This window comes from Pseudomonas sp. FP2335 (assembly GCF_030687535.1).
Lineage (GTDB): Bacteria > Pseudomonadota > Gammaproteobacteria > Pseudomonadales > Pseudomonadaceae > Aquipseudomonas.
Genome location: NZ_CP117437.1, coordinates 5,097,246 through 5,123,672 on the forward strand (window position 1 = coordinate 5,097,246; position 26,427 = coordinate 5,123,672).

Sequence of the window (26,427 nt, forward strand, 5' to 3'; positions counted from 1 at the left end):
ACACATCCAATTGACTTCCCGTGTCCTCCTCACGACTATAGGCGTCCCGCTGCCGCCAACCCGGCACTGAAGGGCGCAATCCAGGCCTTATAAGCACTGCTCTCAAGACAGTGCGCCTGTATAAACGAAGACTCACGCGCGTTACTCGCTGTTTCCAAGCGCCTGAACGAGGACCCTTTTCATGCCAGACATTACCCTGACCACCTTGCAGAGCCTCAAGCTCAAAGGTGAAAAAATCACCATGCTGACCTGCTACGACGCCACCTTCGCCCACGCCTGCTGCCAGGCCGGAGTCGAAGTGTTACTGGTGGGCGACTCCCTGGGCATGGTTCTGCAAGGGCATGACAGCACCCTGCCTGTGACCACCGATGAACTGGCCTACCACACGGCCAGCGTCAAACGCGGCAACGATGGCGCATTCATCATTGCCGACCTGCCGTTCATGGATTACGCCACCGTCGAACAGACCTTTCACAACGCCGGCAAGCTGATGCGTGCCGGTGCACATATGGTCAAGGTCGAAGGTGCCGTCTGGCTCGCCGAGTCGATCCGCCTGCTGGCCGAACGCGGCGTGCCGGTGTGCGCCCATATGGGCCTGACGCCACAGTCGGTGAACATCCTCGGCGGCTACAAGGTTCAGGGCCGCAACGAAGCCCAGGCGCGCCAGATGCGCGCCGATGCCATCGCCCTGGAACAGGCCGGCGTGGCGATGATCCTGCTTGAATGCGTGCCGAGCGAACTGGCGGCGGAAATCACCCAAGCCGTTAAAGTGCCAGTCATCGGTATCGGCGCCGGTTCGGCCACCGATGGCCAGGTGCTGGTGCTGCACGACATGCTCGGCCTGTCGATCAGCGGCCGCGTACCGAAGTTCGTGAAGAACTTCATGACCGGCCAAGACAGCATCCACGCGGCATTGGGCGCTTACGTCGCCGAAGTCAAAGGCGCGACCTTCCCAGGCGCCGAACACGGATTCTCTGCATGAACACCGTAAAAACCCTACGCGAACTGCGCGCCGCTGTGACCCACGCGCGCAACGCCGGCAAACGCATCGGTTTTGTGCCGACCATGGGCAACCTGCACAGCGGCCACGCGACACTGGTGACCAAGGCTGCGCAACAATCGGACTTTGTCGTCGCCAGCATCTTCGTCAACCCGCTGCAATTCGGCGCGGGTGAAGACCTGGACAAATACCCGCGCACCCTGGCCGCCGACCAGGAGAAACTCCTGCAAGCCGGTTGCAACCTGCTGTTCGCACCCTCCGTCGACGAGATGTACCCCGGCGGCATGAGCGGCCAGACCCGCGTCAGCGTCCCGCTGCTGTCGGAGGGCCTGTGCGGCGCCAGTCGCCCCGGGCACTTCGAAGGCGTGGCGACAGTGGTGAGCAAGCTGTTCAACATGGTCCAGCCGGACATCGCGGTGTTTGGCCAAAAGGACTACCAGCAGTTGGCAGTGATCCGCGCCATGGTGCATGACCTGAATATGCCGATCCAGATCATCGGCGAGCCCACCGTGCGCGCCGAGGATGGCCTCGCGCTGTCGTCGCGCAACGGTTACCTCAGCGACGAACAACGCGCCATCGCGCCGGTGCTGTACCGCAGCCTCAGCCAGATTGCCGCGGCCATCCAAGCCGGTGACCACGACTTCGCCAAGCTGCGTGCCGAACACATCCGGCAGATCGAAGCCGCCGGGCTGCGCATCGATTACCTCGAAGTGCGCCAAGGCGTGCACCTGCGCCCGGCAACGCCTGAAGACCGTGATGTCGTCATCCTCGTTGCGGCCTATCTGGGCGCCACCCGCCTCATCGACAACCTGCATCTGAACCTCGACTGACCCCCGCCTGTTGCCCTCCTCTCTGTGCCGGTATAAAAAAGTACCGGCCACAGCGCAGACAAAGCCAAGACATATTCACACGCTAGGTTTAATGTAATCGCCCTGCGCTCTTGGTTAGCGCTGTCCGGAGTCCGCCGCTTGATGAGAGGCAGGACGTTCCGGGCTTAGAAGTGTCCTAAAGGCAGTCCCCGTAATAAAAGGAAACCCGCAGCGATGGCGTACTACCGCACTCCTCACGACGTTACCGCTCTGCCCGCCTGGCAAGCGCTCAATCAACACCGCCAAGCCATGCAGGATTTCAGCATGCGCGACGCGTTCAATGCCGATCCCCAGCGTTTTTCCCAATTCACCTTGAGCAGCTGCGGACTTTTCCTCGATTACTCGAAAAACCTGATCACCAGCGAAACCCGTGACCTGCTGGTGGCTCTGGCGAAGGAAGTCGACCTCAAGGCCGCGATCAACTCGCTGTACGCTGGCGAACCGGTCAACTCATCCGAAGGCCGCCCTGCCCTGCACACCGCCCTGCGCCGCCCGGTGGGTGACAAGCTGTCGGTCAACGGCGTGAACATCATGCCGGACGTGCACAAGGTGCTGAACCAGATGACTGACCTGGTCGGCCGCATCCACGACGGCCTGTGGCGTGGCTACACCGAGAAGCCGATCACCGACGTGGTGAACATCGGTATCGGTGGCTCGTTCCTCGGCCCGGAGCTGGTCTCCGAAGCGCTGTTGTCCTACGCCCACAAAGGCGTGCGCTGCCACTACCTGGCGAACATCGACGGCAGCGAGTTCCACGAGCTGACCATGAAGCTGCGCGCCGAGACCACACTGTTCATCGTCTCGTCGAAATCCTTCAACACCCTCGAAACCCTGAAAAACGCCCAGGCCGCCCGCGCCTGGTACTTGGCCCAGGGGGGGTCGGAAGCCGAGCTGTTCCGCCACTTCATCGCCGTATCGAGCAACAACGCCGCGGCCGTGGCGTTCGGTATCCGCGAAGAAAACATCTTCCCGATGTGGGACTGGGTCGGTGGCCGCTACTCGCTGTGGTCGGCCATCGGCTTGCCAATCGCCCTGGCCATCGGCATGTCCAACTTCAAGGAACTGCTGTCCGGTGCCTACACCATGGACCAGCATTTCCAGAACGCGCCGTTCGAAGCCAACATGCCGGTACTGTTGGGCCTGCTGGGCGTGTGGTACGGCAACTTCTGGGGCGCGCAGAGCCATGCGATCCTGCCGTACGACCACTACCTGCGTAACATCACCAAGCACTTGCAACAACTGGACATGGAATCCAACGGCAAGAGCGTGCGCCAGGACGGCACTCCGGTGTCCACCGATACCGGTCCGGTGATCTGGGGCGGCGTAGGCTGCAACGGCCAGCACGCTTACCACCAGTTGCTGCACCAAGGGACCCAACTGATCCCGGCCGACTTCATCGTGCCGATTGTCAGCTTCAACCCCGTGTCGGACCACCATCAGTGGCTATACGCCAACTGCCTGTCCCAGAGCCAGGCGCTGATGCTCGGCAAGACCCGCAGCGAGGCCGAGGCCGAACTGCGCGACAAGGGCATCGCCGAAGAAGACGTGCAGAAGCTGGCACCGCACAAGGTGATCCCGGGCAACCGTCCGAGCAACACCCTGGTGGTGGAACGCATCAGCCCGCGTCGTCTGGGCGCACTGGTGGCGATGTATGAACACAAGGTGTTCGTGCAGAGCGTCATCTGGGGCATCAACGCCTTTGACCAATGGGGTGTGGAACTGGGTAAAGAGCTGGGCAAGGGCGTCTACAACCGCCTGACCGGCACTGAAGAAGCCGTGGCGGATGACGCCTCGACCCAGGGTCTGATCAACTACTTCCGCGGTCGTCACCGCGGCTGATCCGGCCACTCCAGGGCCAACGTCCGTTTGGACGTTGGCCTTGAACCCTCCCCCCACAGCGTGCATCTTTATGACTTGTGCCAAAAACAAGAATAAGGACCGCTCATGTTCGATATCAGCACGTTCCCCAGCGCCGATGCCGTCCGCCGCGCTGCGCAACTCAGTCAAGAGGACTATCAGCGCCTCTACCGCCAATCCATCGAGCAACCGGATACCTTCTGGGCCGAACAGGCCAAGGGCTTTCTGGACTGGATCACGCCCTGGCATAACGTTCAGCAATCAGACATCCACACGGGCGCTGCCCAATGGTTCGCGGGCGGGCAACTGAACGTCAGCTACAACTGCATCGACCGTCATCTGGCGCAACGCGCTGAGCAAACCGCCTTCATCTGGGAAGGTGATGATCCGACAAAGTCCTCGAAAATCACCTACCGCCAATTGCACCAAAACGTCAGTCGCCTGGCCAATGTGCTGAAAGGCCGTGGCGTGAAGAAAGGTGATCGGGTGTGCATCTACATGCCGATGATCCCGGAAGCGGCCTACGCCATGCTGGCCTGCACACGTATTGGCGCGGTGCACTCGGTGGTATTTGGGGGCTTTTCGCCGGACGCCCTGCGCGACCGCATCCTGGATGCCGACTGCCGCACGGTGATCACCGCCGACGAAGGGGTACGCGGCGGCAAGCCGGTGGCGCTGAAACAGAATGTCGACAAAGCCCTGGCCAACTGCCCGAACGTCAGCACCGTATTGGTAGTGGAACGCACCGGTGCGACCGTGAACTGGAGCGAAGGCCGCGACCTCAAGTATCAACAGGCACTGGACGCCGCAAGCGCCGACTGCCCACCCGAGCCGATGGACGCCGAAGACCCGCTCTTCATCCTCTACACCTCCGGCAGCACCGGCAAACCCAAAGGCGTGCTGCACACCACCGGCGGCTATCTGCTGCAAGCGGCGATGACCTTCAAGTACGTGCTCGACTACCGGGACGGCGAAGTGTTCTGGTGCACCGCCGACGTGGGCTGGGTCACCGGCCACAGCTACATCGTGTACGGCCCGCTGGCCAATGGCGCGACGTCGCTGATGTTCGAGGGCGTGCCGAGCTACCCGGACAGTTCGCGGTTCTGGCAGGTGATCGACAAGCACAAGGTCAATATCTTCTACACCGCGCCGACGGCCCTGCGGGCCTTGATGCGCGAGGGCCACGGCCCGCTGGAGAATACGTCCCGCGCCAGCCTGCGCTTACTCGGCAGCGTCGGCGAACCGATCAACCCCGAAGCCTGGGACTGGTACTTCAACGCTGTCGGCGAGCAGCGCTGCCCGATCGTCGACACCTGGTGGCAGACCGAGACCGGCGGCATCATGCTCAGCCCGCTGGTGAGCGCGCAGCGGATCAAGCCCGGTTGCGCCACGCAACCGATGTTTGGCGTACAACCGGTGTTGCTGGATGAGCACGGCAAGGTGTTTGCCGGCGCCGGCAGTGGCGTGCTGGCGATCAAGGCGAGTTGGCCGGGGCAGATCCGCAGCGTCTACGGCGACCCCCAGCGGATGATCGACACCTATTTCAAACCCTACCCCGGCTACTACTTCACCGGCGACGGCGCGCGACGCGACGAGGACGGCGACTACTGGATCACCGGGCGCATCGACGATGTGATCAACGTCTCCGGCCACCGCATCGGCACCGCCGAGGTGGAAAGTGCCCTGGTCCTGCATGACCTGGTGGCCGAGGCCGCCGTGGTGGGCTACCCCCATGATGTCAAAGGCCAGGGCATCTACGCCTTTGTCACGCCGATGAATGGCGTAGCGCCCGACGATGCGCTAAAAAAACACCTGCTGGACTTGGTCAGTAAGGAAATCGGCAGCTTTGCCAAGCCGGAACTGATCCAATGGGCACCCGCGTTGCCGAAGACCCGTTCCGGCAAAATCATGCGCAGGATCTTGCGCAAGATCGCCTGCAACGAACTGGACAGCCTCGGTGATACTTCCACCCTGGCCGATCCCAGCGTTGTCGACGGCCTGATCGACAAACGCCTGAACCGATAGGAAACCCAGCGTCGCCATGGAATTTATCCGCAGCCGTATCGAAACCCAATTGATGAGCCTCACAGGGCTCTCACTGGGCCAGCTGGACCTGGAAAACCCCAAGGGCGACCCAGGCCTGTTCGGACCGAGTTCGGTCAGTTGGCAAGTGCATGGCGACTTCAGCAGCATGTTGATCGGCGGCATCAGCGCCTTGATGTTGCAGGCCCTGCACCCGCTGGCCCTGGCTGGGGTGTGGGATCACTCGAACTTTCGCGAGGACATGCTCGGGCGTTTGCGGCGCACCTCGCAGTTCATCTCCGGCACGACCTTTGGCTCGCGCAAGGACGCGCAGTGGCTGATCGAAAAAGTGCGCACCATTCACCTGCAAGTGGTTGGCCATGCGCCGGACGGCCGACCTTATGCAGCCAGCGATCCGGAACTGCTCACCTGGGTGCATGTGGCCGAGGTCAGCAACTTCCTCGCCGCTCACCTGCGCTATCGCAACCCGCTGCTCTCGGGTCGGGACCAGGACCGTTACTACAGCGAGATCGCCTTGGTCGCCGAACAACTGGGCGCGCGGCATGTTCCGCGTTCGCGGCAGGAAGTTTCGGATTACCTGGCACGTATCCGCCCGCAACTGCTGTGCGACGCGCGCAGTCGTGAAGTGTTGCGCCTGCTGCTCAATGCCCCGGCACCCAGCACGATGGCCAAGCCGTTTGGAGCCTTGATGATGCAGGCCGGCATCGACCTGCTGCCAGACTGGGCCAGCGCCATGCTCGATCAACACCAGAGCCCGCTGCAACGCCAGATGATCCGGGGCGCGGTCAAACGCAGCGCGCCGTTGCTGCGCTGGGCGATGCGCAACGGTTCGGTACAACGGGCGCATCGGCGGATGGGGTTGATGTAGGCGAGGCTTTATAACTGTTAAACTCCGCGCCCACATTTACCCCCATTACTTAAGCAAGGCGCGCTCCATGTCTCCCTTGAATCAGGCGCTGCGCGCCGCCCTCGATCATCGCCAAGACCTGATCAACGAGCTGCACGCCCAGGGCACCGACTGCTATCGCTTGTTCCATGGCAGCCAGGAAGGCGCCGGCGGCCTGACCATCGACCGTTATGGCCCGCAACTGCTGGTGCAGAGCTTCCATCAGTCACTGCATACCGAGGAGTTGCTGGACCTGCACCAGTTGATCAACCAGTACATGGGCCTGGAATTGCTGCTGGTGTACAACGACCGTTCCCGTGGCAACTCGCGGGTCGACCGTGAAGACACGGTGTACCGCGCCGAGCCGGCGGCACTGGAAGATCTGGTCGGCCATGAATGGGGGCTCAATTACCGCGTACGCGGACGGCATGCCGGGCAGGACCCGCTGCTGTTCCTCGACCTGCGCAACACCCGCGGCTGGGTCAAGAACCATAGCGCCGGCAAAAGCGTGCTGAACCTGTTCGCCTACACCTGTGGCGTCGGCCTGAGCGCTGCGGCCGGCGGGGCGCGGGAGGTGTGCAACCTGGACTTCGCCGAGGGCAACCTGGCGGTCGGCCGCGAGAACGGCCTGCTGAACCCGCAGTTGCCGACCATGGAGTTCGTGCAGTCCGACTACTTCCCGGCGATTCGCCAACTGGCCGGCCTGCCAATCACCCAGCGCCGCGGCCAGAAACTGCCGAGCTATCCACGCCTGGAGCAGCGCCAGTATGACTTGGTGTTGCTCGACCCTCCGGCCTGGGCCAAGAGCGCATTCGGCACCGTCGACCTGTTGCGCGACTACCAAAGCCTGCTCAAGCCAGCACTGCTCGCCACGGCCGACAACGGTGTACTGATTTGCTGCAACAACCTGGCGAAGGTCAGCATGGATGACTGGCGCGAACAGGTACTGCGTTGCGCAGAAAAAGCCGGACGTGCGGTACGCGACTGGCAAATCATGACGCCGGGGGCGGATTTTCCTTCACAAGACCAGCAGCCCCCCCTGAAAACATTGATACTCCAGCTGTAGGACGCTTCCCAAAGCCCTCGTTCTTCGGAACCGAAAACCCGTGCCATACTCCAAGGCACTCCTGTTTGACATAGATGGCGCCGCCCCATGCACAAAGGATTGATTCGCGCCGTTGGCGCCTTGTTGACCGCCCTTGCCCTGTACAGCCTGTTGGGCTTCTTGATTTTGCCCGGAATTGCCCTGCGGATTGCCAACCAGCAACTGGCGAATTACGCCACGGTGCCGGCGCGAATCGAACGGATCGAACTCAACCCCTTCAGCCTCGAGCTGACCGTCTGGGGCCTCAAGATCGGCGACCCCGGCAAGGAGCAGGTGGGTTTCGAGCGCCTCTACGCCAACCTGCAGGTCGACAGCCTGTGGACCCGCGCGCTGCACCTGGCCGATGTGCAACTGGACAAACCGAAGACTGAGTTGCTGTTCGACAAGTCCGGCCAGTTGAACCTGGCGCAACTGTTCAAAATCCCGCCGAGCGAACCAACTCCGACCGACCCGAATGCCAAACCGTTTCCTCTGCGTATCGACGGCATCAAGCTGGCCGGCGGCTATGTGCACTTTGAGGACTTGCGCCCCAGCGAGCCCATCGAATTCCTCTACGACAAGCTCGACTTCGAGCTGAAGAACCTCAGCACCCTGCCCGAAGACAATGCCGACATGACGCTCGTCGCGGCAGGCCCGGCAGGCGGGCAAATCGATTGGAAAGGCAACTTCAGCCTGGTGCCAATCACGTCCCAGGGCACACTGAAAGTCACCGACGGCAAGATGAAGGCTTGGTGGCCCTACGTGCGCGATGCCCTGCCGCTGGTGCTTGAAGACGGCGTGCTCAACTTCAGCACCGAGTATAAATTCAGCCTGGCCAAAGAGACCGAGCTGAACCTGACCAACACCTCCGCCAGCATCGCACCGTTTGCCATCAAGGCACCGGATGGCCGCCCTCTGGTGCGCCTGGAGCGCCTGGACGTCAGCGAAACCACCGTGGACCTGGCCAAACAGCAGGTCGTTGTCGGCAAGATCCGCAGCAACAAGCTGGAAGCCTGGGCGGCGCTGGAAGCGGATGGGCAACTGGACTGGCAGAAATTGTTCGCCAGCCAGCCGAGCAAACCAACCAAGGCGCCGGAGCCGAAAAATGCCCCCGCCACCGCCGACTCGCCAAAAGCCGAGCCCGCGGCGCCAAGCAAACCTTGGCAAGTGCTGCTCAAGGATGTGCAACTGCGTAACTATCAGGTGCACCTGGCTGACCGCCAGGCCAAGCCGGCGGTCGCACTGGAAGTCGGCCCGCTGAATGTCGATGTGCAGAACTTCGATAGCCTCAACCAGAGCCCGTTCACGCTGAAACTCGACACGGGCCTGGGCAAGCAAGGCAAGGTCCAGGCGACTGGCGAGGTCAACCTCAACCCGGTCAGCGCCAAGCTGAAAGTAAATACCCAGGACATCGACCTGCGAGTCGCCCAGTCCTATATCAGCCCGTTCATCCGCCTGGAACTGCGTAGCGGCATGCTCGGCAGCAATCTTGATGTGAACCTTAAAAGCACTGATCCTCTGAAGTTCCAGGTCACCGGCCGGGCGCAGGTGGACCAGTTGCACACCCTGGACACCCTCAAGACCCGCGACTTCCTCAAATGGCAGCGCCTGGTGCTCGAAGGCGTGAACTATCAGCACGGCGATAGCCTGTCGATCGATAAGGTCAACCTGCTGCAGCCGTATGCGCGCTTCATGATCAACGACGACCGCACCACCAACGTCGACGACTTGTTGATCCCGCAACCACCGGACAAAGGCTCGAAACCTGTCAGCAAAGAAAAGCCCCTGGGCATTCGTATCGGGCAGATTGCGATCAACGACGGTTCCGCCAACTTTGCCGACTTCAGCCTGACCCCGAACTTCGCGACCGCGATTCAACAGCTCAACGGACAAATTGGCACCATCGACAGCCGCCAGGCCAAACCGGCCAGCGTCGACATCAAGGGCAAGGTGGATCGCTACGCCCCCGTGACGATCAAGGGCAGCGTGAACCCGTTTGACCCGATGGCGGCGCTGGATATTGCAACCAGCTTCAAACGCGTAGAACTGACCACCCTCACGCCCTACTCTGGCAAGTTCGCCGGTTTCCGCATCCGCAAGGGGCGACTGAACCTCGACCTGCACTATGTGATCACCAAGGGCCAGCTGAAGGCCGAGAACAAAGTGGTGGTCGAGCAATTGCAACTGGGCGAGAAAGTCGACAGCGCCGATGCCGTGGACTTGCCGATTCGTCTGGCAATCGCGCTGCTCAAGGACTCCGACGGCAAGATTTCCATCGAACTGCCGGTGACTGGCGATCTGAATAACCCGCAGTTCAGTGTTATGCCGATTGTCTGGCAGACCCTGCGTAACCTGGTAGTGCGTGCAGCGACAGCGCCGTTTAAGTTTATCGGTGGGCTGGTAACGGGCGGCGGTTCGGAAGACCTCGGCAATGTATCGTTCGCCGCCGGTTCCAGCGAATTGGACAAGGATGCTGAAGGCGCCCTGAACACGCTGGCCAAAGCACTGAAAGAACGCCCTAGCCTGCGTCTGGAGATCGAAGGCACCGCGGCGGCCAGCAGCGACGGGCCTTTCCTTGCCGCTCAGCGACTGGAGCGCGAGTACCAGTACAACTACTACAAGATTCTTCAACGTCGTGGAGAAAAGGTTCCCGCCCAAGCGTCATTGCTGGTGGTACCCGAGAAGGAAAAAGCACCATTGCTTGAAGGCATTTACCGCACCCGCCTGAAACAGCAACCGCCAGCCGAATGGAAAGACCTGAGCAACGATGAACGTAGCGCGAAGCTTCGTGACGGGGTGATCAAGTTCTGGAGCGGCAGTGATGTACTGCTGCGCCAGCTGGGCCAAGACCGTGCCAGCACCATCAAGGACTACCTGGTGGATAAGGGACAGTTGGAAGATGACCGGGTGTACTTCATTGATGCCAACTTGGGCCAGGCCGAGAAGGATGGGCGTGTCGTCACACCGATGCACCTGGACGCGGAGTAAGCCCCTTGCAAGAGCCGGCTTGCCGGCGATGCAGCCTTGAAATCGACGACGGGTCGAGGGCCTGATCGCCGGCGCTTCCAGTTAACGTCACCCACAATAGAACAGGCCCCGACACAAGTGCCGGGGCCTGTAATGACCACATCCGTGTGGTCGCTCGCATGAACTCCAGAGGTGCATCAGGTGGATGTCTAACTCACCCTAAGCCGCCGCCGTCCAGTTCAGACGAAAAGGGGTGCGTTACTCTGCTTTCAGGCCGTCGGCCGATACAGCTTTAACGCCTTTGATTTTCTTGGTGATGTTCACCGCGGTAGTTTTCTGAGCTTCAGTGACCGCAGCGGTCGAAGACAGGGACACTACGCCTTTGTTGGTTTCGACTTTGATGTCGGTGCCAGGAATGCCTTTCTCGGTCACCAGGTCAGCTTTTACTTTGGTGGTGATCCAAGTGTCCGAAGTGGACTCTTTGGCGTCAGCCGCTGCGCTTTTGGTTTTGTCGATATTGTCAGCCTTGGTAGCGCCGCCAGCCATCAGGCCGTCAGCCGAAACGGCGGTAACACCTTTGATTTTCTTGGTGATGGCTACGGCAGTGGCTTTCTGAGCGTCGGAGATCGCGACTGTCGAAGACAGGGAAACCACGCCTTTATTGGTCTCAACCTTGATGTCCGAACCAGGAATGCCTTTCTCGGTCAGCAGATCAGCTTTCACTTTGGTGGTGATCCAGGTGTCCGAGGTGGACTCTTTAGCCTTGGTCACTTCACCGGCCGCCAGGGTCATAGGGGCTTGGGAAGTCTGAGCAAAGGCTACGTTAGCACCCATGGCCAGGGTCAGAGCGGTAGCAGTAGCGAGAGCGAACTTCTTCATACGAGTAACTCCTGTTTTATTAAAAGTCTGCAGTACGTAAACCTTGATGCTGCAGCGTTAACAGGGATATTGCAGACAGTGTGCCAAGTCGCATCAGGCAATTAAAACCTTACAAAACAACGAGTTACGAAAACAGCTGTTTTTTGTAATCGTGCAACTTGCATGAAACCCCTCGCCTCTGCATGCAAGTTGCGGCTTTTGGATCTGGGTAAGCACCTGATTTCCAGGCATTTTCCTCCAGGCATAAAAAAAGGACTCCGAAGAGTCCCTTTTTTCAGCGAAAAGCCTGAGGGTGATTAAACGCCCGAAGCCTTGGCTGCTGCTACGTCCTTGATGGACAGCTTGATACGGCCGCGGTTGTCCACGTCCAGTACCAGCACTTCCACTTCCTGGCCTTCTTTCAGGATGTCGGTCACTTTCTCAACACGAGCGTCGCTCAGCATGGAGATGTGAACCAGACCGTCCTTGCCCGGCAGGATGTTGACGAATGCGCCGAAGTCGACGATGCGCTCAACCTTACCGACGTAGATCTTGCCGATCTCGGCTTCAGCGGTAATGCCCAGGACGCGCTGACGTGCTGCCTCAGCGGCTTCCTTGGTTTCGCCGAAGATCTTGATCGAGCCGTCGTCTTCGATGTCGATCGAAGCCTTGGTCTCTTCACAGATCGCACGGATAGTCGCGCCGCCTTTACCGATAACATCACGGATTTTGTCGGTGTCGATTTTCATCGCGATCATGGTCGGAGCATTTTCCGACAGTTCGGTACGGGACTGACCAATGATCTGGTTCATCTGGCCGAGGATGTTCAGGCGCGCTTCCAGGGCTTGGCCCAGGGCGATTTCCATGATCTCTTCGGTGATGCCCTTGATCTTGATGTCCATCTGCAGCGCGGTGACGCCTTTGGCGGTACCGGCTACCTTGAAGTCCATGTCGCCCAGGTGGTCTTCGTCGCCCAGGATGTCGGTCAGGATGGCGAACTTCTCGCCTTCTTTAACCAGGCCCATGGCGATACCGGCAACCGGCGCCTTCATCGGCACACCAGCATCCATCAGTGCCAGGGAAGCACCGCAGACCGAAGCCATGGAGCTGGAACCGTTGGATTCGGTAATTTCCGATACGACACGGATGGTGTACGGGAACACGTCGGCAGCCGGCAGCATGGCTGCAATCGAACGACGGGCCAGACGGCCGTGGCCGATTTCACGACGACCAGCGCCACCCATGCGACCACACTCGCCCACCGAGAACGGAGGGAAGTTGTAGTGCAGCATGAACGGGTCTTTTTTCTCGCCTTCCAGGGTGTCCAGCAGCTGTGCGTCACGGGCAGTACCCAGAGTCGCCACAACCAGGGCCTGGGTTTCACCACGGGTGAACAGCGCCGAACCGTGAGTCTTTGGCAGAACGCCGACTTCGATGTTCAGCGGACGTACGGTCTTGGTGTCGCGACCGTCGATACGTGGCTTGCCGTTGACGATGTTTTCGCGAACGGTGCGGTATTCGATTTCGCCGAAAGCCGCTTTGACATCGCTGGAGGAAGGCTGACCTTCTTCACCGGACAGCTTGGCAACGACCTGATCCTTCAACTCACCCAGGCGAGCGTAGCGGTCGGCCTTGACGGTGATGGTGTAGGCGTCGGAGATCGCAGCGCCGAACTCGGAGCGGATAGTGCTCAGCAGCTCGGTGGCTTCCGGGGCAGCAGTCCAGGTCCAGGTAGGCTTGGCGGCTTCGGCAGCCAGTTCGGTAACGGCCTTGATGACCGCCTGGAACTCGTCGTGGGCGAACAGTACGGCGCCCAGCATCTGGTCTTCGGTCAGCTCTTTGGCTTCCGATTCAACCATCAATACGGCTTCCGAGGTACCGGCAACGACCATGTCCAGGCTCGATGCTTTCTGTTGCTCGTAAGTCGGGTTCAGCAGGTAGCCGGTGCTTTCGTGGAAAGCAACGCGAGCGGCGCCGATCGGGCCGTCGAACGGAATGCCCGAGATAGCCAGGGCAGCCGAAGTACCGATCATCGCAGCGATGTCCGGATCGGTTTTCTTGCTGGTGGAAACGACGGTGCAGACAACCTGCACTTCGTTCATGAAGCCTTCTGGGAACAGCGGACGGATCGGACGGTCGATCAGTCGGGAAGTCAGGGTTTCTTTCTCGGAAGGACGGCCTTCACGCTTGAAGAAACCGCCAGGGATCTTACCGGCAGCGTAAGTCTTTTCCTGGTAGTGAACGGAAAGAGGGAAGAAGCCTTTGCTTGGGTCAGCGGTCTTGGCGCCAACAACGGTCACCAATACGGTCACGTCGTCGTCAACGGTAACCAGCACTGCGCCGGAGGCTTGACGGGCGATACGGCCTGTCTCGAGGGTAACGGTCGACTGACCGAACTGGAATTTTTTGATAACCGGGTTCACGGTGTCCTACCTTCTTTGTGGCTCTTGGGGAACTTGTCTTCTTGCGAAATTCTTGGGCAATGTCGGGAATCGGCCCGACGCTAGTCCAGGGTAAAACGTGTATCCAGATAAAACTTGAGGCTGGGAGCCTGCCATGGGCCAGCGGGAATCCCACTGACACACGGCAGACAACCAACCTCTAGCGCAATCGCTTATTAGCGACGCAGACCCAGGCGACCGATCAGAGCCTGATAACGACCCAGATCCTTGCCTTTCAGGTAATCCAGCAGCTTACGACGCTGGTTTACCATGCGGATCAGACCACGACGGGAGTGGTGATCTTTACCGTTGGCCTTGAAGTGACCTTGCAGCTTGTTGATGTTGTGGGTCAGCAGTGCAACTTGCACTTCTGGCGAACCAGTGTCACCAACAGCTTGCTGATAGTCAGCAACGATTTGTGCTTTTTCTTGAACGTCGAGAGCCATGAGGCAATCCTTTTTTCAGGAAACCACCCAAAGGGCAGTCTCAACAGGCCAGGGACAAATCCCTGTATCTAAAAATGAGTGTTGACCGTGCCTGTTAACAGCCACACTCGTTCGGTCATTCTGACCGAATCAGTCGACGCGGCGCGATGCGCCCGTCTTCGCTCACTTCACCGATACCGATAAAGCGACCGTTATGATCCTGTACCCGCACCATGCCGAACTTCGGGGCATCCGGGGCACGTACCGGCTGGCCGTTGAGCCAGTAGAACGCGCTGTGCTCCGAGAAGTGCAGCAATGGCCAATCCAGCAAACCGCTGTCCGATGGCATCAGGAAGCGATCAACTGCTTCATTGCCGCCTTCGGCGTGCACCGCTTCCAACTCTTCCAGCGTGACCGTCTGGGCCAGGGTGAAAGGGCCGGCCTGGGTGCGTCGCAGTTCTGCAACGTACGCGCCGCAACCAAGCTTTTCACCAATATCTTCCACTAGGGTACGGATATAGGTGCCTTTGCTGCAGTCCACGGCCAGACGCGCAGTGTCACCTTCACAGGCGAGCAATTCCAAGCGCGCAATAGTAACAGAACGCGGTTCGCGCTCCACTACTTCGCCCGCACGTGCCAGCTTGTAAAGTGGCTGCCCATCACGCTTGAGCGCCGAGTACATCGGCGGTATCTGACTGATTTGCCCACGAAAACCGGGTAAAGCCGCTTCAATATCCGCACGACCAACGGTCACATCGCGAACCTGCAAAACATCACCTTCGGCATCGGCCGTGGTGGTGGTCTTGCCCAGTTGCATGAGGGTTTCGTAACCCTTGTCGGAATCGAGCAGGTATTGCGAGAACTTGGTAGCCTCGCCAAAGCACAACGGCAACACGCCGGTGGCCAGCGGATCAAGGCTGCCGGTGTGCCCGGCCTTCTCGGCATTGAGCAGCCAGCGGACCTTCTGCAAAGCGGCATTGGAGGTAAAGCCAATGGGCTTGTCGAGCAGAATGATGCCGCTGACGTTGCGACGGATACGTCTGACCTGAGCCACCGCTTACTCCTTGGCGTCTTCAGGTGTGGACGGGTGCTGACTGTCTTCCGCCACGGCGCGCTCGATCAGTGCCGACAGATGCGCACCACGCACGACGCTTTCGTCGTAGTGGAAGTGCAGCTGGGGAACGCTGCGCAGCTTCATTTCACGGGCCAACTGCATGCGCAGGAAACCTGCCGCAGCGTTGAGCACCTTGATGCTTTGCGCGATTTCTTCACTGTTGTCCTGCCCCATCACGGTGATGAAGATCTTGGCGTGACCAACGTCACGGCTCACTTCAACGGCGGTGATGGTGACCAGGCCAACCCGTGGGTCTTTGACTTCGCGACGGATCAGTTGGGCCAGCTCGCGCTGCATCTGATCGCCGATACGCTGGGTACGGCTGTATTCTTTTGCCATGTCTTGTTACCTGTTACTGCCACACGGTGAAACCCGTGGGGTCTGAAAGCGGCAAACGCCCGGCCTGACAAAAGCCAGACCGGGCGTTGCGTTTAGAGTCCGTACGCTGCGCGGGGCATTTGCATGCCCACTCGCTGCGTGGCTCCGGAAGTGCGCGAGTTAGAGGCTGCGAGCAACCTGAACCTTCTCGAAGACTTCGATCTTGTCGCCAACCTTGACGTCGTTGTAGCTCTTGACGCCGATACCGCATTCCATGCCGGCACGTACTTCGGAAGCGTCATCCTTGAAGCGGCGCAGGGATTCCAGCTCGCCTTCGAAGATAACGATGTCTTCACGCAGTACGCGGATTGGACGGTTACGGTACACAGTGCCTTCGACAACCATGCAGCCGGCGATCGCGCCGAATTTCGGCGAGCGGAACACGTCACGTACTTCGGCGATACCCAGGATGTTCTCCCGGACGTCGCTGCCAAGCATGCCGGTAAGGGCTTTCTTGACGTCTTCGATGATGTCGTAGATGACGTTGTAGTAACGCATGTCCAGGCCTTCCTGCTCGACGATCTTGCGAGCGCCAGCATCGGCACGCACGTTGAAGCCGAACAGCACAGCGTTGGAAGCCAGTGCCAAGTTGGCGTCGGATTCGGTGATACCACCGACACCGCCACCGACAACGCGCACTTGCACTTCGTCGTTACCCAGGCCGTTCAAGGCGCCGTTCAACGCTTCGAGGGAACCACGTACGTCAGATTTGAGGACGATGTTAAGCGTCTTCTTCTCTTCCTGGCCCATGTTCTCGAAGATGTTTTCCAGCTTGCCTGCGTGAGCACGGGCCAGTTTGACTTCGCGGAACTTGCCTTGACGGAACAGAGCCACTTCACGGGCTTTCTTCTCGTCGGCCACTACACTCATCTCGTCGCCAGCGTCCGGCGTACCGTCCAGGCCGAGGATCTCGACCGGGATAGCAGGACCTGCTTCCTTGATTGGCTTGCCGTTCTCGTCGAGCATGGCACGTACACGGCCGTAGTTCGAACCGACCAGGACCATGTCGCCTTGGCGCAGGGTACCGTCTTGAACCAGAACGGTCGCAACCGGGCCACGGCCCTTGTCGAGACGGGACTCAACCACAACGCCACGGCCAGGAGCCGAGGGAGTAGCAGTCAGTTCCAGGACTTCGGCTTGCAACAGAACGGCTTCGAGCAGTTCGTCAACGCCAGTACCCATCTTCGCGGAGACTGGTACGAATGGAGTGTCGCCACCCCACTCTTCGGATGTCACGCCGTGAACCGACAGTTCGCTACGGATGCGATCAAGATCAGCGCCCGGCTTGTCGATTTTGTTCACCGCAACAACCAGCGGAACGCCAGCAGCCTTGGCATGCTGAACGGCTTCGATGGTTTGTGGCATCACGCCGTCGTCAGCTGCAACCACCAGGATCACGATGTCAGTCGCCTTGGCACCACGGGCACGCATTGCGGTAAACGCGGCGTGACCAGGGGTGTCGAGGAACGTCACCATGCCACGGTCGGTTTCAACGTGGTACGCACCGATGTGCTGGGTGATACCGCCGGCTTCGCCAGCAGCAACCTTGGCACGACGGATGTAGTCGAGCAGGGAAGTTTTACCGTGGTCAACGTGGCCCATTACGGTCACGACCGGTGCACGGGAAACCGCCTCACCTTCAAACTTCAGGGACTCGGCCAGGGAATCTTCCAGGGCGGTATCGCTGACCAGGGTCACTTTGTGGCCCAGCTCTTCAGCAACCAGTTGGGCAGTTTCCTGATCCAGTACCTGGTTGATAGTGGCCGGAGTACCCAGCTTGAACATGAACTTGATGATTTCAGCTGCCTTGACCGACATCTGCTGGGCGAGATCGCCAACAGTGATGGTCTCGCCGATCTTCACTTCACGCACGACAGGGCCGGTTGGGCTCTGGAAACCGTGGGCGTTGCGTTTCTTCAGCTTGGCCTTGCCGCGACCACCACGACGGAAGCCATCGCTTTCTTCGTCGGTAGTACGTGGGGCAACGCGTGGAGCAGGCGCTTTCTCTTTGACCGAAGCACGATGCGGAGCGTTTTTGCGCTCGCCATCGCCACCACCGCTGCGACGATTGTTATCGTCGGCACGTGGCTTGTCCGGGCGACGAGGTTCGTCACGCTTGCGGGCGTCAGCTGCCGGAGCAGGTGCAGCGGCAACCGGAGCGGCCTCACGCACAGCTTCAACAGGCGCAGCGACCGCTTCAGTGGCAGCAGGTTGCGCAGCAGCAGGCTGGCGACGCGCTTCTTCTTCGGCGCGACGCTTGGCTTCTTCTTCAGCCTTCTGACGAGCAGCATTTTCTACTGCGCGACGCTCTTCCAGTTCGCGTTTGCGCTCGGCTTCGATTTCTTCCGGGCTGCGCTGTACGAAGACTTTCTTCTTGCGTACTTCAACGCTGATGCTCTTGCTACCAGCAACACGCAGTGTGCTGGTGGTTTTGCGCTGCAATGTAATCTTGCGCGGTTCTTCCACTTTCGCCTTGTGGCTGCTCTTCAAGTGAGTCAGCAAAGACTGCTTCTCACTATCGCTCACACCTTCATCGGCGGCGGTGTGCGGCAGACCTGCCTCACGCATCTGCTGCAACAGGCGCTCTACCGGTGTTTTGACCTCATCGGCCAGTTGTTTCACCGTGACTTGCGTCATGCACTTCTCTCCTCAGGCCGCGCCTAATTACTCGAACCAATGGGCTCGGGCGGCCATGATCAACTTGCCGGCACGATCATCGTCAATGCCGTCGATGTCGAGCAGGTCGTCAATAGACTGCTCGGCCAGGTCTTCGCGGGTAATTACGCCGCGCACCGCCAGTTCCATCGCCAAATCCTTGTCCATACCCTCAAGCGAGAGCAGGTCTTCGGCCGGATGGGCGTCTGCCAGCTTTTCCTCAGTAGCGATGGCTTTAGTCAACAAACGATCCTTGGCCCGAGCGCGAAGCTCGTTGACGGTATCTTCGTCAAAGCCGTCGATGTTGAGCATTTCTTCCAACGGTACGTAGGCAATCTCTTCCAGGCTGGTGAAGCCTTCATCTACCAGCACCTGCGCCAGGTCTTCGTCGACTTCCAGCTCGTCGATGAAGTTGCGCAGGATGTCACCGGTTTCAGCTTGCTGCTTAGCCTGGATGTCCGATTCGGTCATCACGTTCAGGGTCCAGCCGGTCAGTTGGCTGGCCAGACGCACGTTCTGACCACCACGACCAATGGCCTGAGCCAGATTGTCTGCGCCAACGGCGATGTCCATTGCATGGGCATCTTCGTCAACGATAATTGCCGCCACTTCAGCTGGCGACATGGCGTTGATCACGAACTGCGCCGGGTTATCGTCCCACAGGACGATGTCCACACGCTCACCGCCCAATTCGCCCGACACTGCCTGGACGCGCGAACCGCGCATACCAATGCAAGCGCCTTGCGGGTCGATGCGTTTGTCCTTGGAGCGGACCGCGATCTTGGCGCGCGAACCCGGGTCGCGGGACGCAGCCATGACTTCGATCAGGCCTTCGGCGATTTCCGGCACTTCGATGCGGAACAGTTCAATCAGCATTTCCGGCGCGGTACGCGACAGGATCAGCTGAGGACCGCGGTTCTCGGTGCGGATTTCCTTGAGCAGCGCACGCAGACGCACGCCGACACGGAAGGTTTCGCGAGAAATGATGTCTTCGCGAGCCAGCAACGCTTCTGCGTTGTTGCCCAGGTCGACGATCACATTGTCGCGGGTGACTTTTTTCACGGTGCCGGAGATGATTTCACCCAGGCGCTCGCGATAAGCGTCAACGACTTGAGCGCGCTCGGCTTCGCGGACTTTCTGCACAATGACCTGCTTGGCAGTCTGTGCAGCAATGCGGCCGAACTCGATGGATTCGATTTTCTCTTCAACGACATCACCGACCTTGGCGCCAGGATGCGTTTGCGCAACCTTGCTCGGCCAGGTTTCGATGGCCGGATCATCAAGATCGTCCTCTTCGACCACCGTCCAGCGACGGAAAGTCTCGTAGGCACCGGTGTGGCGGTTGATTTCCACACGCAGATCAACTTCGTCTTCAAAGCGCTTTTTGGTAGCAGTGGCCAGGGCCAGCTCCAACGCTTCAAAAATCACGCTTGCCGGTACACCCTTTTCGTTGGATACCGACTCAACAACCAGCAGTACTTCTTTGCTCATCGTACGCCTCGCCTTTCGCAAGCCATTGGATCCGCGGGATCCGCGTCTCAGTCAAAACTGGGAATAATGTTGGCCTTGTCGATCATATCGATCGGCAACAGGAACTCATGGTCTTCTACCTGCACCACGACATCCTGTTCTTCTACACCGCGCAGAAGGCCCTGAAAATTGCGTCGCCCTTCGAACGGGGATCGCAGCTTGATCTTCACTTGTTCACCGACATATTTAGCAAACTGCTCGATAGTGAACAGTGGGCGTTCCATGCCTGGCGAGGAAACTTCGAGGGTGTATTCAACGGCGATTGGATCTTCAACATCCAGGACACCGCTGATCTGACGGCTGACAATGGCGCAATCGTCCACCAGCACACCGCCCTCTTTATCGATATAAACGCGCAACATTGAGTGGCGACCTTGAGCCGAAAACTCAATACCCCAGCATTCATAGCCTAGGGCCACGACCACCGGGGCCAGCAAGGCCTGCAACTCTTCTAGCTTGCTCGACACCTGAACCCCCTCGTGCATGTATGTGCATGCTGTGCAAAATAAAAAAATGGGCGAAACGCCCATCCTTGAAACGCCGTCGAACAGCGGCGTTGAAAGTGTCCAGCTAACAAAAAGCCCCTTAAAAGGGGCTCCGCTAAAACTGGTTGCGGGGGCCGGATTTGAACCGACGACCTTCGGGTTATGAGCCCGACGAGCTACCAGACTGCTCCACCCCGCGACAAAGCTGGGGCGGAAGTATACGACCGATCCCTTGCAGGGTCAATGTAACCTTCCACCTACAAGAAAGCCCGCAACAGCGGGCTCTCCTGATAATTGGTACCGAGAAGGGGACTCGAACCCCTACACCCTATGGGCACAACCACCTCAAGGTTGCGTGTCTACCAATTCCACCACCTCGGCAATACAGCGTTTACAACCCTTCTTACTTTTGCTCTTGAGCTGGAGGTACGTCAGTCGCTGGAGTAGCCGACTTTTGCTCTTGAAGCACCGGGACATCATCAGAAGCCGGTTTTGCTTTTGGAACTTCCAACACTGCTGGGTTTGGGAGACCTACCTGAGTCAGCACATGAGCCTTCTCTTTAGCAAAGTAACCTAACCCCAAGCTGGTTATGAAGAAACCGGCGGCAAGTATAGCAGTAAACTTACTAAGAAAGGTAGAGGAACCTTGGCTTCCGAACACAGTATTTGAAGCACCTGCACCGAAAGACGCACCAGCATCCGCACCTTTACCCTGCTGCAGCAAAACCAAGGCAACTACGCCCAGTGCGGCCAACAGATGAAAAACGACTACGACTGTTTCCAGCATTTTTTCAGTTTCCCGCGGCGCGACAGATCGCACCGAACTCATCTGCATTCAGGGAAGCTCCACCAATGAGCCCCCCATCGATATCCGGCATGCCGAACAGTTCGACCGCATTGGCCGCCTTCACGCTGCCGCCGTATAGAAGACGCACACCTTGTGCGACTTCAGAATTCTCTGCCGCCAACTGCGCGCGAATGGCTGCGTGCACATCCTGCGCCTGTTGCGGCGTAGCAGTCAGCCCGGTACCAATGGCCCAGACCGGCTCGTAAGCGATTACTGCCTTTGCAAACGCACCGACACCCAGCTCCTCGATGATGCTGCCTAGCTGACGCGAGACAACTTCAAGAGTCTTGCCCGATTCGCGCTGCTCAAGGGTTTCCCCTATGCACAACACTGGAATCAAGCCACAAGCCTGTGCCGCTGCGAACTTGCGATTGAGTGTCCCATCCCGCTCGCCCATCATCTGGCGACGCTCGGAGTGCCCAACCAGCACATAGGAACAACCCGCATCAACCAACTGACTCGGTGCAATCTCACCTGTCAACGCACCTTGCATGGCTTCCACCGCAGAATTCTGCGCGCCGACCTGAATCGACTTGCCTTTCAAGCCATCAACCACTTGGGTGATATGCAAGAGAGGCGGGAAAACCGCCACATCAACGCCGCTAGGCAAGGCCAGGTGACGAAGGCCGTTGATCAGCTCAGCGACACTGGCGCGGGTACCGTGCATCTTCCAGTTACCAGCTACCATAGTGCGACGCATGCTGTACCCCGTCGGTCAAAGTGGGCGCAGATGTTACCCAACCACATCACCACTGGCAAGCCGAATTCAGGCGCAAACTTCACTTACCAGTTTTGCCAGGCTTTCTGCATGCTCGCGAACCTGCGTTTCATCGTCACCTTCGACCATGACGCGCACCAAAGGCTCTGTGCCGGACTTGCGCAGCAACACCCGCCCACGCCCCGCCATTGCCAGCGTCACACGCTCACAGGCATCTTTGACAGCCGGGTGCTCGATTGGGTTTTCACCCCCTGCAAAGCGCACATTGAGGAGCACTTGCGGGCACTTGCGCAGCGCCTGACGCGCCTGAGCAAGACTCTCTTCACGACGACGCAAAGACAGCAATACCTGGAGCGCCGCGATAATTGCGTCGCCAGTAGTGGTGTGCTGGAAGCAGACAACATGCCCGGAGTTCTCGCCACCCACTTGCCAGTTACGCTCCAGCAGCTCGGCGATTACGTAACGGTCACCGACATTGGCACGAACAAAGGGAATCCCCAGGTCAGCCAGGGCCAACTCCAATCCCAGATTACTCATCAACGTACCAACGACGCCGCCCTGCAGCTTGTTACGCTCATGCAAGTCGCGAGCAATGATGAACAGCAGGTCATCGCCATCGACCACCGCGCCCGTGTGATCCACCATCAGCACGCGATCGCCATCGCCATCAAAGGCAATACCCAAGTCAGCATGCTTGGCCAGCACGGCTGCCTGCAACTGCTCCATGTGCGTGGAGCCACAGTTCTCGTTGATATTCAAACCATCAGGCTGCGCCGACAGCACCGTTACTTCGGCACCCAACTCCTTGAACACGCTCGGGGCAACCTTGTAGGTCGCACCGTGTGCGCAATCGACAACAATTTTCAGCCCGGCAAAATTGGTACTGGTAGGAACACTGCTTTTGCAAAACTCGATGTAACGCCCAGAGGCATCATTGATGCGCGACACCTTGCCCAGCTTACTGGACTCGACCACAGTCATCGGTGCGTCGAGCAATTCTTCGATCATCAGCTCGATTTCGTCAGGCAACTTGGTGCCCTGACCGGAAAAGAACTTGATGCCATTGTCATCGTGGGGATTGTGCGAAGCGCTGATCACAATACCGGCTTCAGCGTGGAAGGTACGCGTCAGGTAGGCGATCGCCGGCGTCGGCATCGGCCCCAGCAACATCACATCAGCACCGGCAGCAGACAAACCCGCCTCGAGCGCAGACTCAAACATATAACCCGAAATGCGGGTGTCCTTGCCCACCAGGATGCGGCACGCGCCCATGCTGCGGAACGCCATGCCTGCCGCCCAACCCAGCTTGAGCATGAAGTCAGGAGTAATCGGAAACTCGCCGACCCGACCACGGATACCGTCGGTGCCAAAGTATTTTTTAGTCATAAGTGCTCCATCATTCTTATTCGGCGGATTCTACAGCGGCAATCATGCGCACCACATCGACCGTCTCGGCGACATCATGTACACGCAAGATGCGTGCGCCCTTGGTCACGGCAAGCGCCGCAAGCGCCAGGCCACCATACAACCGCTCACCCACTGGACGATTCAATGCCAGCCCTATCATGCTCTTGCGCGAAACCCCAACCAACAAGGGACGACCAAGCGCATGGAGGGACTCCATGTGTTTAAACAGACTCAAATTATGTTGCAGGGTCTTGGCGAAGCCAAACCCAGGATCAAGGATGATCTTCTCGGGAGCGATGCCTACTCCAGCGCACTGAGCGATCCGCTCAGCCAGGAAACTGCTCACCTCACCAACGAGATCGTCGTAGTGCGGATTGTCCTGCATATTTCCAGGCTCCCCCAGCATGTGCATCAGGCACACCGGCAGACCGGTGGCTGCTGCCGCATCCAGGGCACCGTCACGCCGCAAGGAACGCACGTCATTGATAAGCCCAGCCCCCAGCCGCGCGGTTTCGCGCATCACAGCCGGGGTCGAGGTATCAACCGAGATAATGACATCCAGCTCCTGGGCGATGCGCTCGACAATCGGCGCAACCCGCTCCAGCTCCTCCAAGGGAGAAACCACACGAGCACCGGGACGGGTGGACTCCCCTCCCACATCGATCAAGGTCGCACCAGCCAACACCATCGCCTCGGCGTGGCGCAACGCAGCATCAAGCTGGCTGAAGCGACCACCATCAGAGAAGGAATCAGGAGTGACATTAAGAATGCCCATGACATGCGTATGGGCCAAATCAAGAACCCGATTGCCGCAAGGCAACCGGGTGGAGGACAGCACAGAAGTCATTTCAAACCTTAATGGTCAGCCGCAGGGCCGCCGATCGGGGTTTCAGGGCGTTCATTCTGGACCACTGGCGGCGTACCCGAAGTACCCGAACCACCTTCCCAATCGCGAGGCTCACGCGGGGTGCGGCCAGCCATGATGTCGTCGATCTGGTCGGCATCAATGGTTTCGTACTTCATCAGCGCGTCAGCCATCGCGTCGAGCTTGTCGCGGTTATCGGTCAGGATCTGCTTGGCCGTGCCGTAGCACTGGTCGATGATGCTGCGCACTTCGGAGTCGATCAGCTTGGCTGTCTCACCGGAGAAGCTGGCGCTTTGACCGCCGCCGCCACGACCCAGGAACACCTCACCTTCTTCCTCGGCATACATCAAAGGACCGAGTTTTTCCGACAAGCCCCACTTGGTCACCATGTTTCGCGCAATCTGGCTGGCACGCATGATGTCGTTGGACGCGCCGGTGGTCACACCGTCAAAGCCCAGGGTCATTTCTTCCGCGATACGGCCGCCGTACAGCGAACAGATCTGGCTGATCAGCGCACGCTTGGAAAGGCTGTAGCGATCTTCTTCCGGCAGGAACATGGTGACACCCAGCGCCCGACCGCGAGGAATGATCGATACCTTGTAGACCGGGTCATGCTCTGGCACAACGCGACCAACAATGGCGTGACCGGCTTCGTGATAAGCAGTGTTCTGCTTTTCTTTCTCGGACATGACCATGGATTTGCGCTCGGCGCCCATCATGATCTTGTCTTTCGCCAGTTCGAACTCTTTCATTTCGACGATGCGCTTGCCGGTACGGGCCGCAAACAGCGAAGCCTCGTTAACCAGGTTGGCCAGGTCAGCACCGGAGAAGCCAGGAGTACCACGGGCAATCACGGCCGGAGCCACGTCGTCGCCCATCGGCACTTTGCGCATATGCACTTTGAGAATCTGCTCACGACCACGGATGTCCGGCAAGCCGACCACGACCTGGCGGTCGAAACGGCCGGGACGCAGCAACGCAGGGTCCAATACATCCGGACGGTTGGTAGCAGCGATGACAATGATGCCGTCATTCATTTCAAAGCCGTCCATCTCAACCAGCAGTTGGTTGAGGGTCTGCTCACGCTCATCATGACCGCCGCCCATGCCGGCGCCACGATGGCGACCAACGGCGTCGATTTCATCGATGAAGATAATGCAAGGTGCGTGCTTCTTGGCCTGCTCGAACATATCGCGAACACGGCTGGCGCCGACACCGACAAACATCTCGACGAAGTCAGAACCGGAAATGGTGAAGAACGGCACTTTCGCTTCGCCGGCAATCGCCTTGGCCAGCAAGGTTTTACCCGTACCTGGCGGGCCTACCATCAGCACACCACGTGGAATGCGACCACCCAGGCGCTGGAACTTGCCCGGATCGCGCAGGAACTCGACCAACTCACCGACTTCTTCCTTGGCTTCATCGCAACCGGCAACATCAGCCAGGGTGGTCTTCACCTGATCTTCGGAAAGCAGGCGCGCCTTGCTCTTGCCAAAGCTCATCGGCCCGCCCTTGCCTCCCGCACCACCTTGCATCTGGCGCATGAAGAACATGAACACGGCAATAATCACCAGGATCGGGAAGCTGGCGACCAGGAGCTGGGTCCAGATGCTCTGCTGCTCAGGCTGCTTGCCTTCAACCACGACGTGGTTGTCCACCAGATCGCCGATCAGGCCGTTGTCCGGAATGTTCGGACGAATGGTCTTGAAGCTATCGCCGTCGTTGCGCTTGCCGTTGATCACAAAGCCATCAATCGCTACACGCTCGACCTTGCCATCCTTGACTTGCTGGATGAAGTCGGAGTAGTTGAGGGTCTGCGGCTCGTTAGGGCTGGAGAAGTTGTTCATCACCGTCACAAGGACAGCCGCGATGATCAACCACAGGATCAGATTCTTTGCCATATCGTTCAATTAACTACCCTCTGAAGCAAGCTCCGCTACTGGCGCGCGCTTCGCATGATATTCACCGGCCTAACTTACTACATTACCTACAACTCTG

General features: G+C 59.1%; 20 protein-coding genes and 2 tRNA genes. 7 read left to right on the forward strand and 15 right to left on the reverse strand.

The features are described from left to right. Positions 1-181 precede the first annotated feature (181 nt). The 7 genes from panB (at position 182) to PSH81_RS22945 (ending at position 10,727) form a co-directional block, all read left to right on the forward strand. Complete coding sequence (panB, locus tag PSH81_RS22915; RefSeq protein ID WP_305391534.1) at positions 182-982, forward strand: 3-methyl-2-oxobutanoate hydroxymethyltransferase; 801 nt, start codon at positions 182-184, stop codon at positions 980-982. Then, positions 979-1,830, forward strand: a complete 852-nt coding sequence (gene panC / locus PSH81_RS22920; RefSeq protein WP_192298909.1) for a pantoate--beta-alanine ligase — start codon at positions 979-981, stop codon at positions 1,828-1,830. Before panB ends, panC begins: the two co-directional genes overlap by 4 nt. A gap of 213 nt (positions 1,831-2,043) precedes the next feature. Beyond that, entirely contained in the window at positions 2,044-3,708 is a 1,665-nt protein-coding gene (gene pgi, locus PSH81_RS22925; protein ID WP_226455723.1) for a glucose-6-phosphate isomerase, read from the forward strand. Between the two features lie 105 nt (positions 3,709-3,813). Next, a complete protein-coding gene (gene acs / locus PSH81_RS22930) occupies positions 3,814-5,751 on the forward strand; it encodes an acetate--CoA ligase (RefSeq protein ID WP_305391535.1) in 1,938 nt (645 codons plus the stop codon). Between the two features lie 16 nt (positions 5,752-5,767). Beyond that, on the forward strand, positions 5,768-6,637 hold the full coding sequence (locus PSH81_RS22935; protein WP_226455725.1) for an oxygenase MpaB family protein: 870 nt from the start codon (positions 5,768-5,770) through the stop codon (positions 6,635-6,637). 67 nt (positions 6,638-6,704) lie between these two features. Next, positions 6,705-7,721: a class I SAM-dependent rRNA methyltransferase gene (locus PSH81_RS22940; protein ID WP_192298913.1), complete on the forward strand. Its 1,017-nt coding sequence runs from the start codon at positions 6,705-6,707 to the stop codon at positions 7,719-7,721. An 87-nt stretch (positions 7,722-7,808) separates the two neighbouring features. Continuing rightward, positions 7,809-10,727 carry a DUF748 domain-containing protein gene (locus tag PSH81_RS22945; protein ID WP_305391536.1) on the forward strand — a complete coding sequence of 973 codons (2,919 nt, stop codon included), beginning with the start codon at positions 7,809-7,811 and terminating at the stop codon, positions 10,725-10,727. 237 nt (positions 10,728-10,964) lie between these two features. On the opposite strand, the gene PSH81_RS22950 is transcribed toward PSH81_RS22945, so the two are convergent. The 15 genes from PSH81_RS22950 to ftsH form a co-directional block, all read right to left on the reverse strand. Next, positions 10,965-11,585, reverse strand: a complete 621-nt coding sequence (locus tag PSH81_RS22950; RefSeq protein ID WP_192298915.1) for a BON domain-containing protein — start codon at positions 11,583-11,585, stop codon at positions 10,965-10,967. A gap of 296 nt (positions 11,586-11,881) precedes the next feature. Continuing rightward, a complete protein-coding gene (gene pnp / locus PSH81_RS22955; RefSeq protein ID WP_192298916.1) occupies positions 11,882-13,987 on the reverse strand; it encodes a polyribonucleotide nucleotidyltransferase in 2,106 nt (701 codons plus the stop codon). A 194-nt stretch (positions 13,988-14,181) separates the two neighbouring features. Further along, a complete protein-coding gene (rpsO, locus tag PSH81_RS22960; RefSeq protein ID WP_003176135.1) occupies positions 14,182-14,451 on the reverse strand; it encodes a 30S ribosomal protein S15 in 270 nt (89 codons plus the stop codon). 115 nt (positions 14,452-14,566) lie between these two features. Beyond that, positions 14,567-15,484: a tRNA pseudouridine(55) synthase TruB gene (truB, locus tag PSH81_RS22965; protein WP_305391537.1), complete on the reverse strand. Its 918-nt coding sequence runs from the start codon at positions 15,482-15,484 to the stop codon at positions 14,567-14,569. A gap of 3 nt (positions 15,485-15,487) precedes the next feature. After that, positions 15,488-15,883: a 30S ribosome-binding factor RbfA gene (gene rbfA / locus PSH81_RS22970; protein ID WP_065883945.1), complete on the reverse strand. Its 396-nt coding sequence runs from the start codon at positions 15,881-15,883 to the stop codon at positions 15,488-15,490. Positions 15,884-16,042: 159 nt separating this feature from the next. Beyond that, positions 16,043-18,559 carry a translation initiation factor IF-2 gene (gene infB / locus PSH81_RS22975; protein WP_226455727.1) on the reverse strand — a complete coding sequence of 839 codons (2,517 nt, stop codon included), beginning with the start codon at positions 18,557-18,559 and terminating at the stop codon, positions 16,043-16,045. A 27-nt stretch (positions 18,560-18,586) separates the two neighbouring features. Continuing rightward, the gene (gene nusA / locus PSH81_RS22980) at positions 18,587-20,068 is read right to left on the reverse strand and encodes a transcription termination factor NusA (RefSeq protein WP_017735551.1); all 1,482 of its coding nucleotides are present in this window, start codon (positions 20,066-20,068) and stop codon (positions 18,587-18,589) included. Between the two features lie 47 nt (positions 20,069-20,115). Further along, positions 20,116-20,574: a ribosome maturation factor RimP gene (gene rimP, locus PSH81_RS22985; protein ID WP_032862957.1), complete on the reverse strand. Its 459-nt coding sequence runs from the start codon at positions 20,572-20,574 to the stop codon at positions 20,116-20,118. Positions 20,575-20,714: 140 nt separating this feature from the next. Next, a tRNA-Met gene (locus PSH81_RS22990) sits at positions 20,715-20,791 on the reverse strand. 96 nt (positions 20,792-20,887) lie between these two features. Beyond that, positions 20,888-20,973: transfer RNA gene (locus tag PSH81_RS22995), tRNA-Leu, on the reverse strand. Between the two features lie 22 nt (positions 20,974-20,995). Beyond that, on the reverse strand, positions 20,996-21,379 hold the full coding sequence (secG, locus tag PSH81_RS23000) for a preprotein translocase subunit SecG (protein ID WP_010206600.1): 384 nt from the start codon (positions 21,377-21,379) through the stop codon (positions 20,996-20,998). A 4-nt stretch (positions 21,380-21,383) separates the two neighbouring features. Beyond that, positions 21,384-22,139, reverse strand: a complete 756-nt coding sequence (gene tpiA / locus PSH81_RS23005) for a triose-phosphate isomerase (RefSeq protein ID WP_192298918.1) — start codon at positions 22,137-22,139, stop codon at positions 21,384-21,386. A 66-nt stretch (positions 22,140-22,205) separates the two neighbouring features. Further along, positions 22,206-23,543 carry a phosphoglucosamine mutase gene (glmM, locus tag PSH81_RS23010; protein ID WP_192298919.1) on the reverse strand — a complete coding sequence of 446 codons (1,338 nt, stop codon included), beginning with the start codon at positions 23,541-23,543 and terminating at the stop codon, positions 22,206-22,208. A gap of 16 nt (positions 23,544-23,559) precedes the next feature. Next, positions 23,560-24,411 (reverse strand): dihydropteroate synthase, encoded by an 852-nt coding sequence (folP, locus tag PSH81_RS23015; protein ID WP_226455729.1) that lies wholly within the window; start codon positions 24,409-24,411, stop codon positions 23,560-23,562. Between the two features lie 8 nt (positions 24,412-24,419). Further along, entirely contained in the window at positions 24,420-26,330 is a 1,911-nt protein-coding gene (ftsH, locus tag PSH81_RS23020) for an ATP-dependent zinc metalloprotease FtsH (RefSeq protein WP_226455730.1), read from the reverse strand. Positions 26,331-26,427 lie beyond the last annotated feature (97 nt).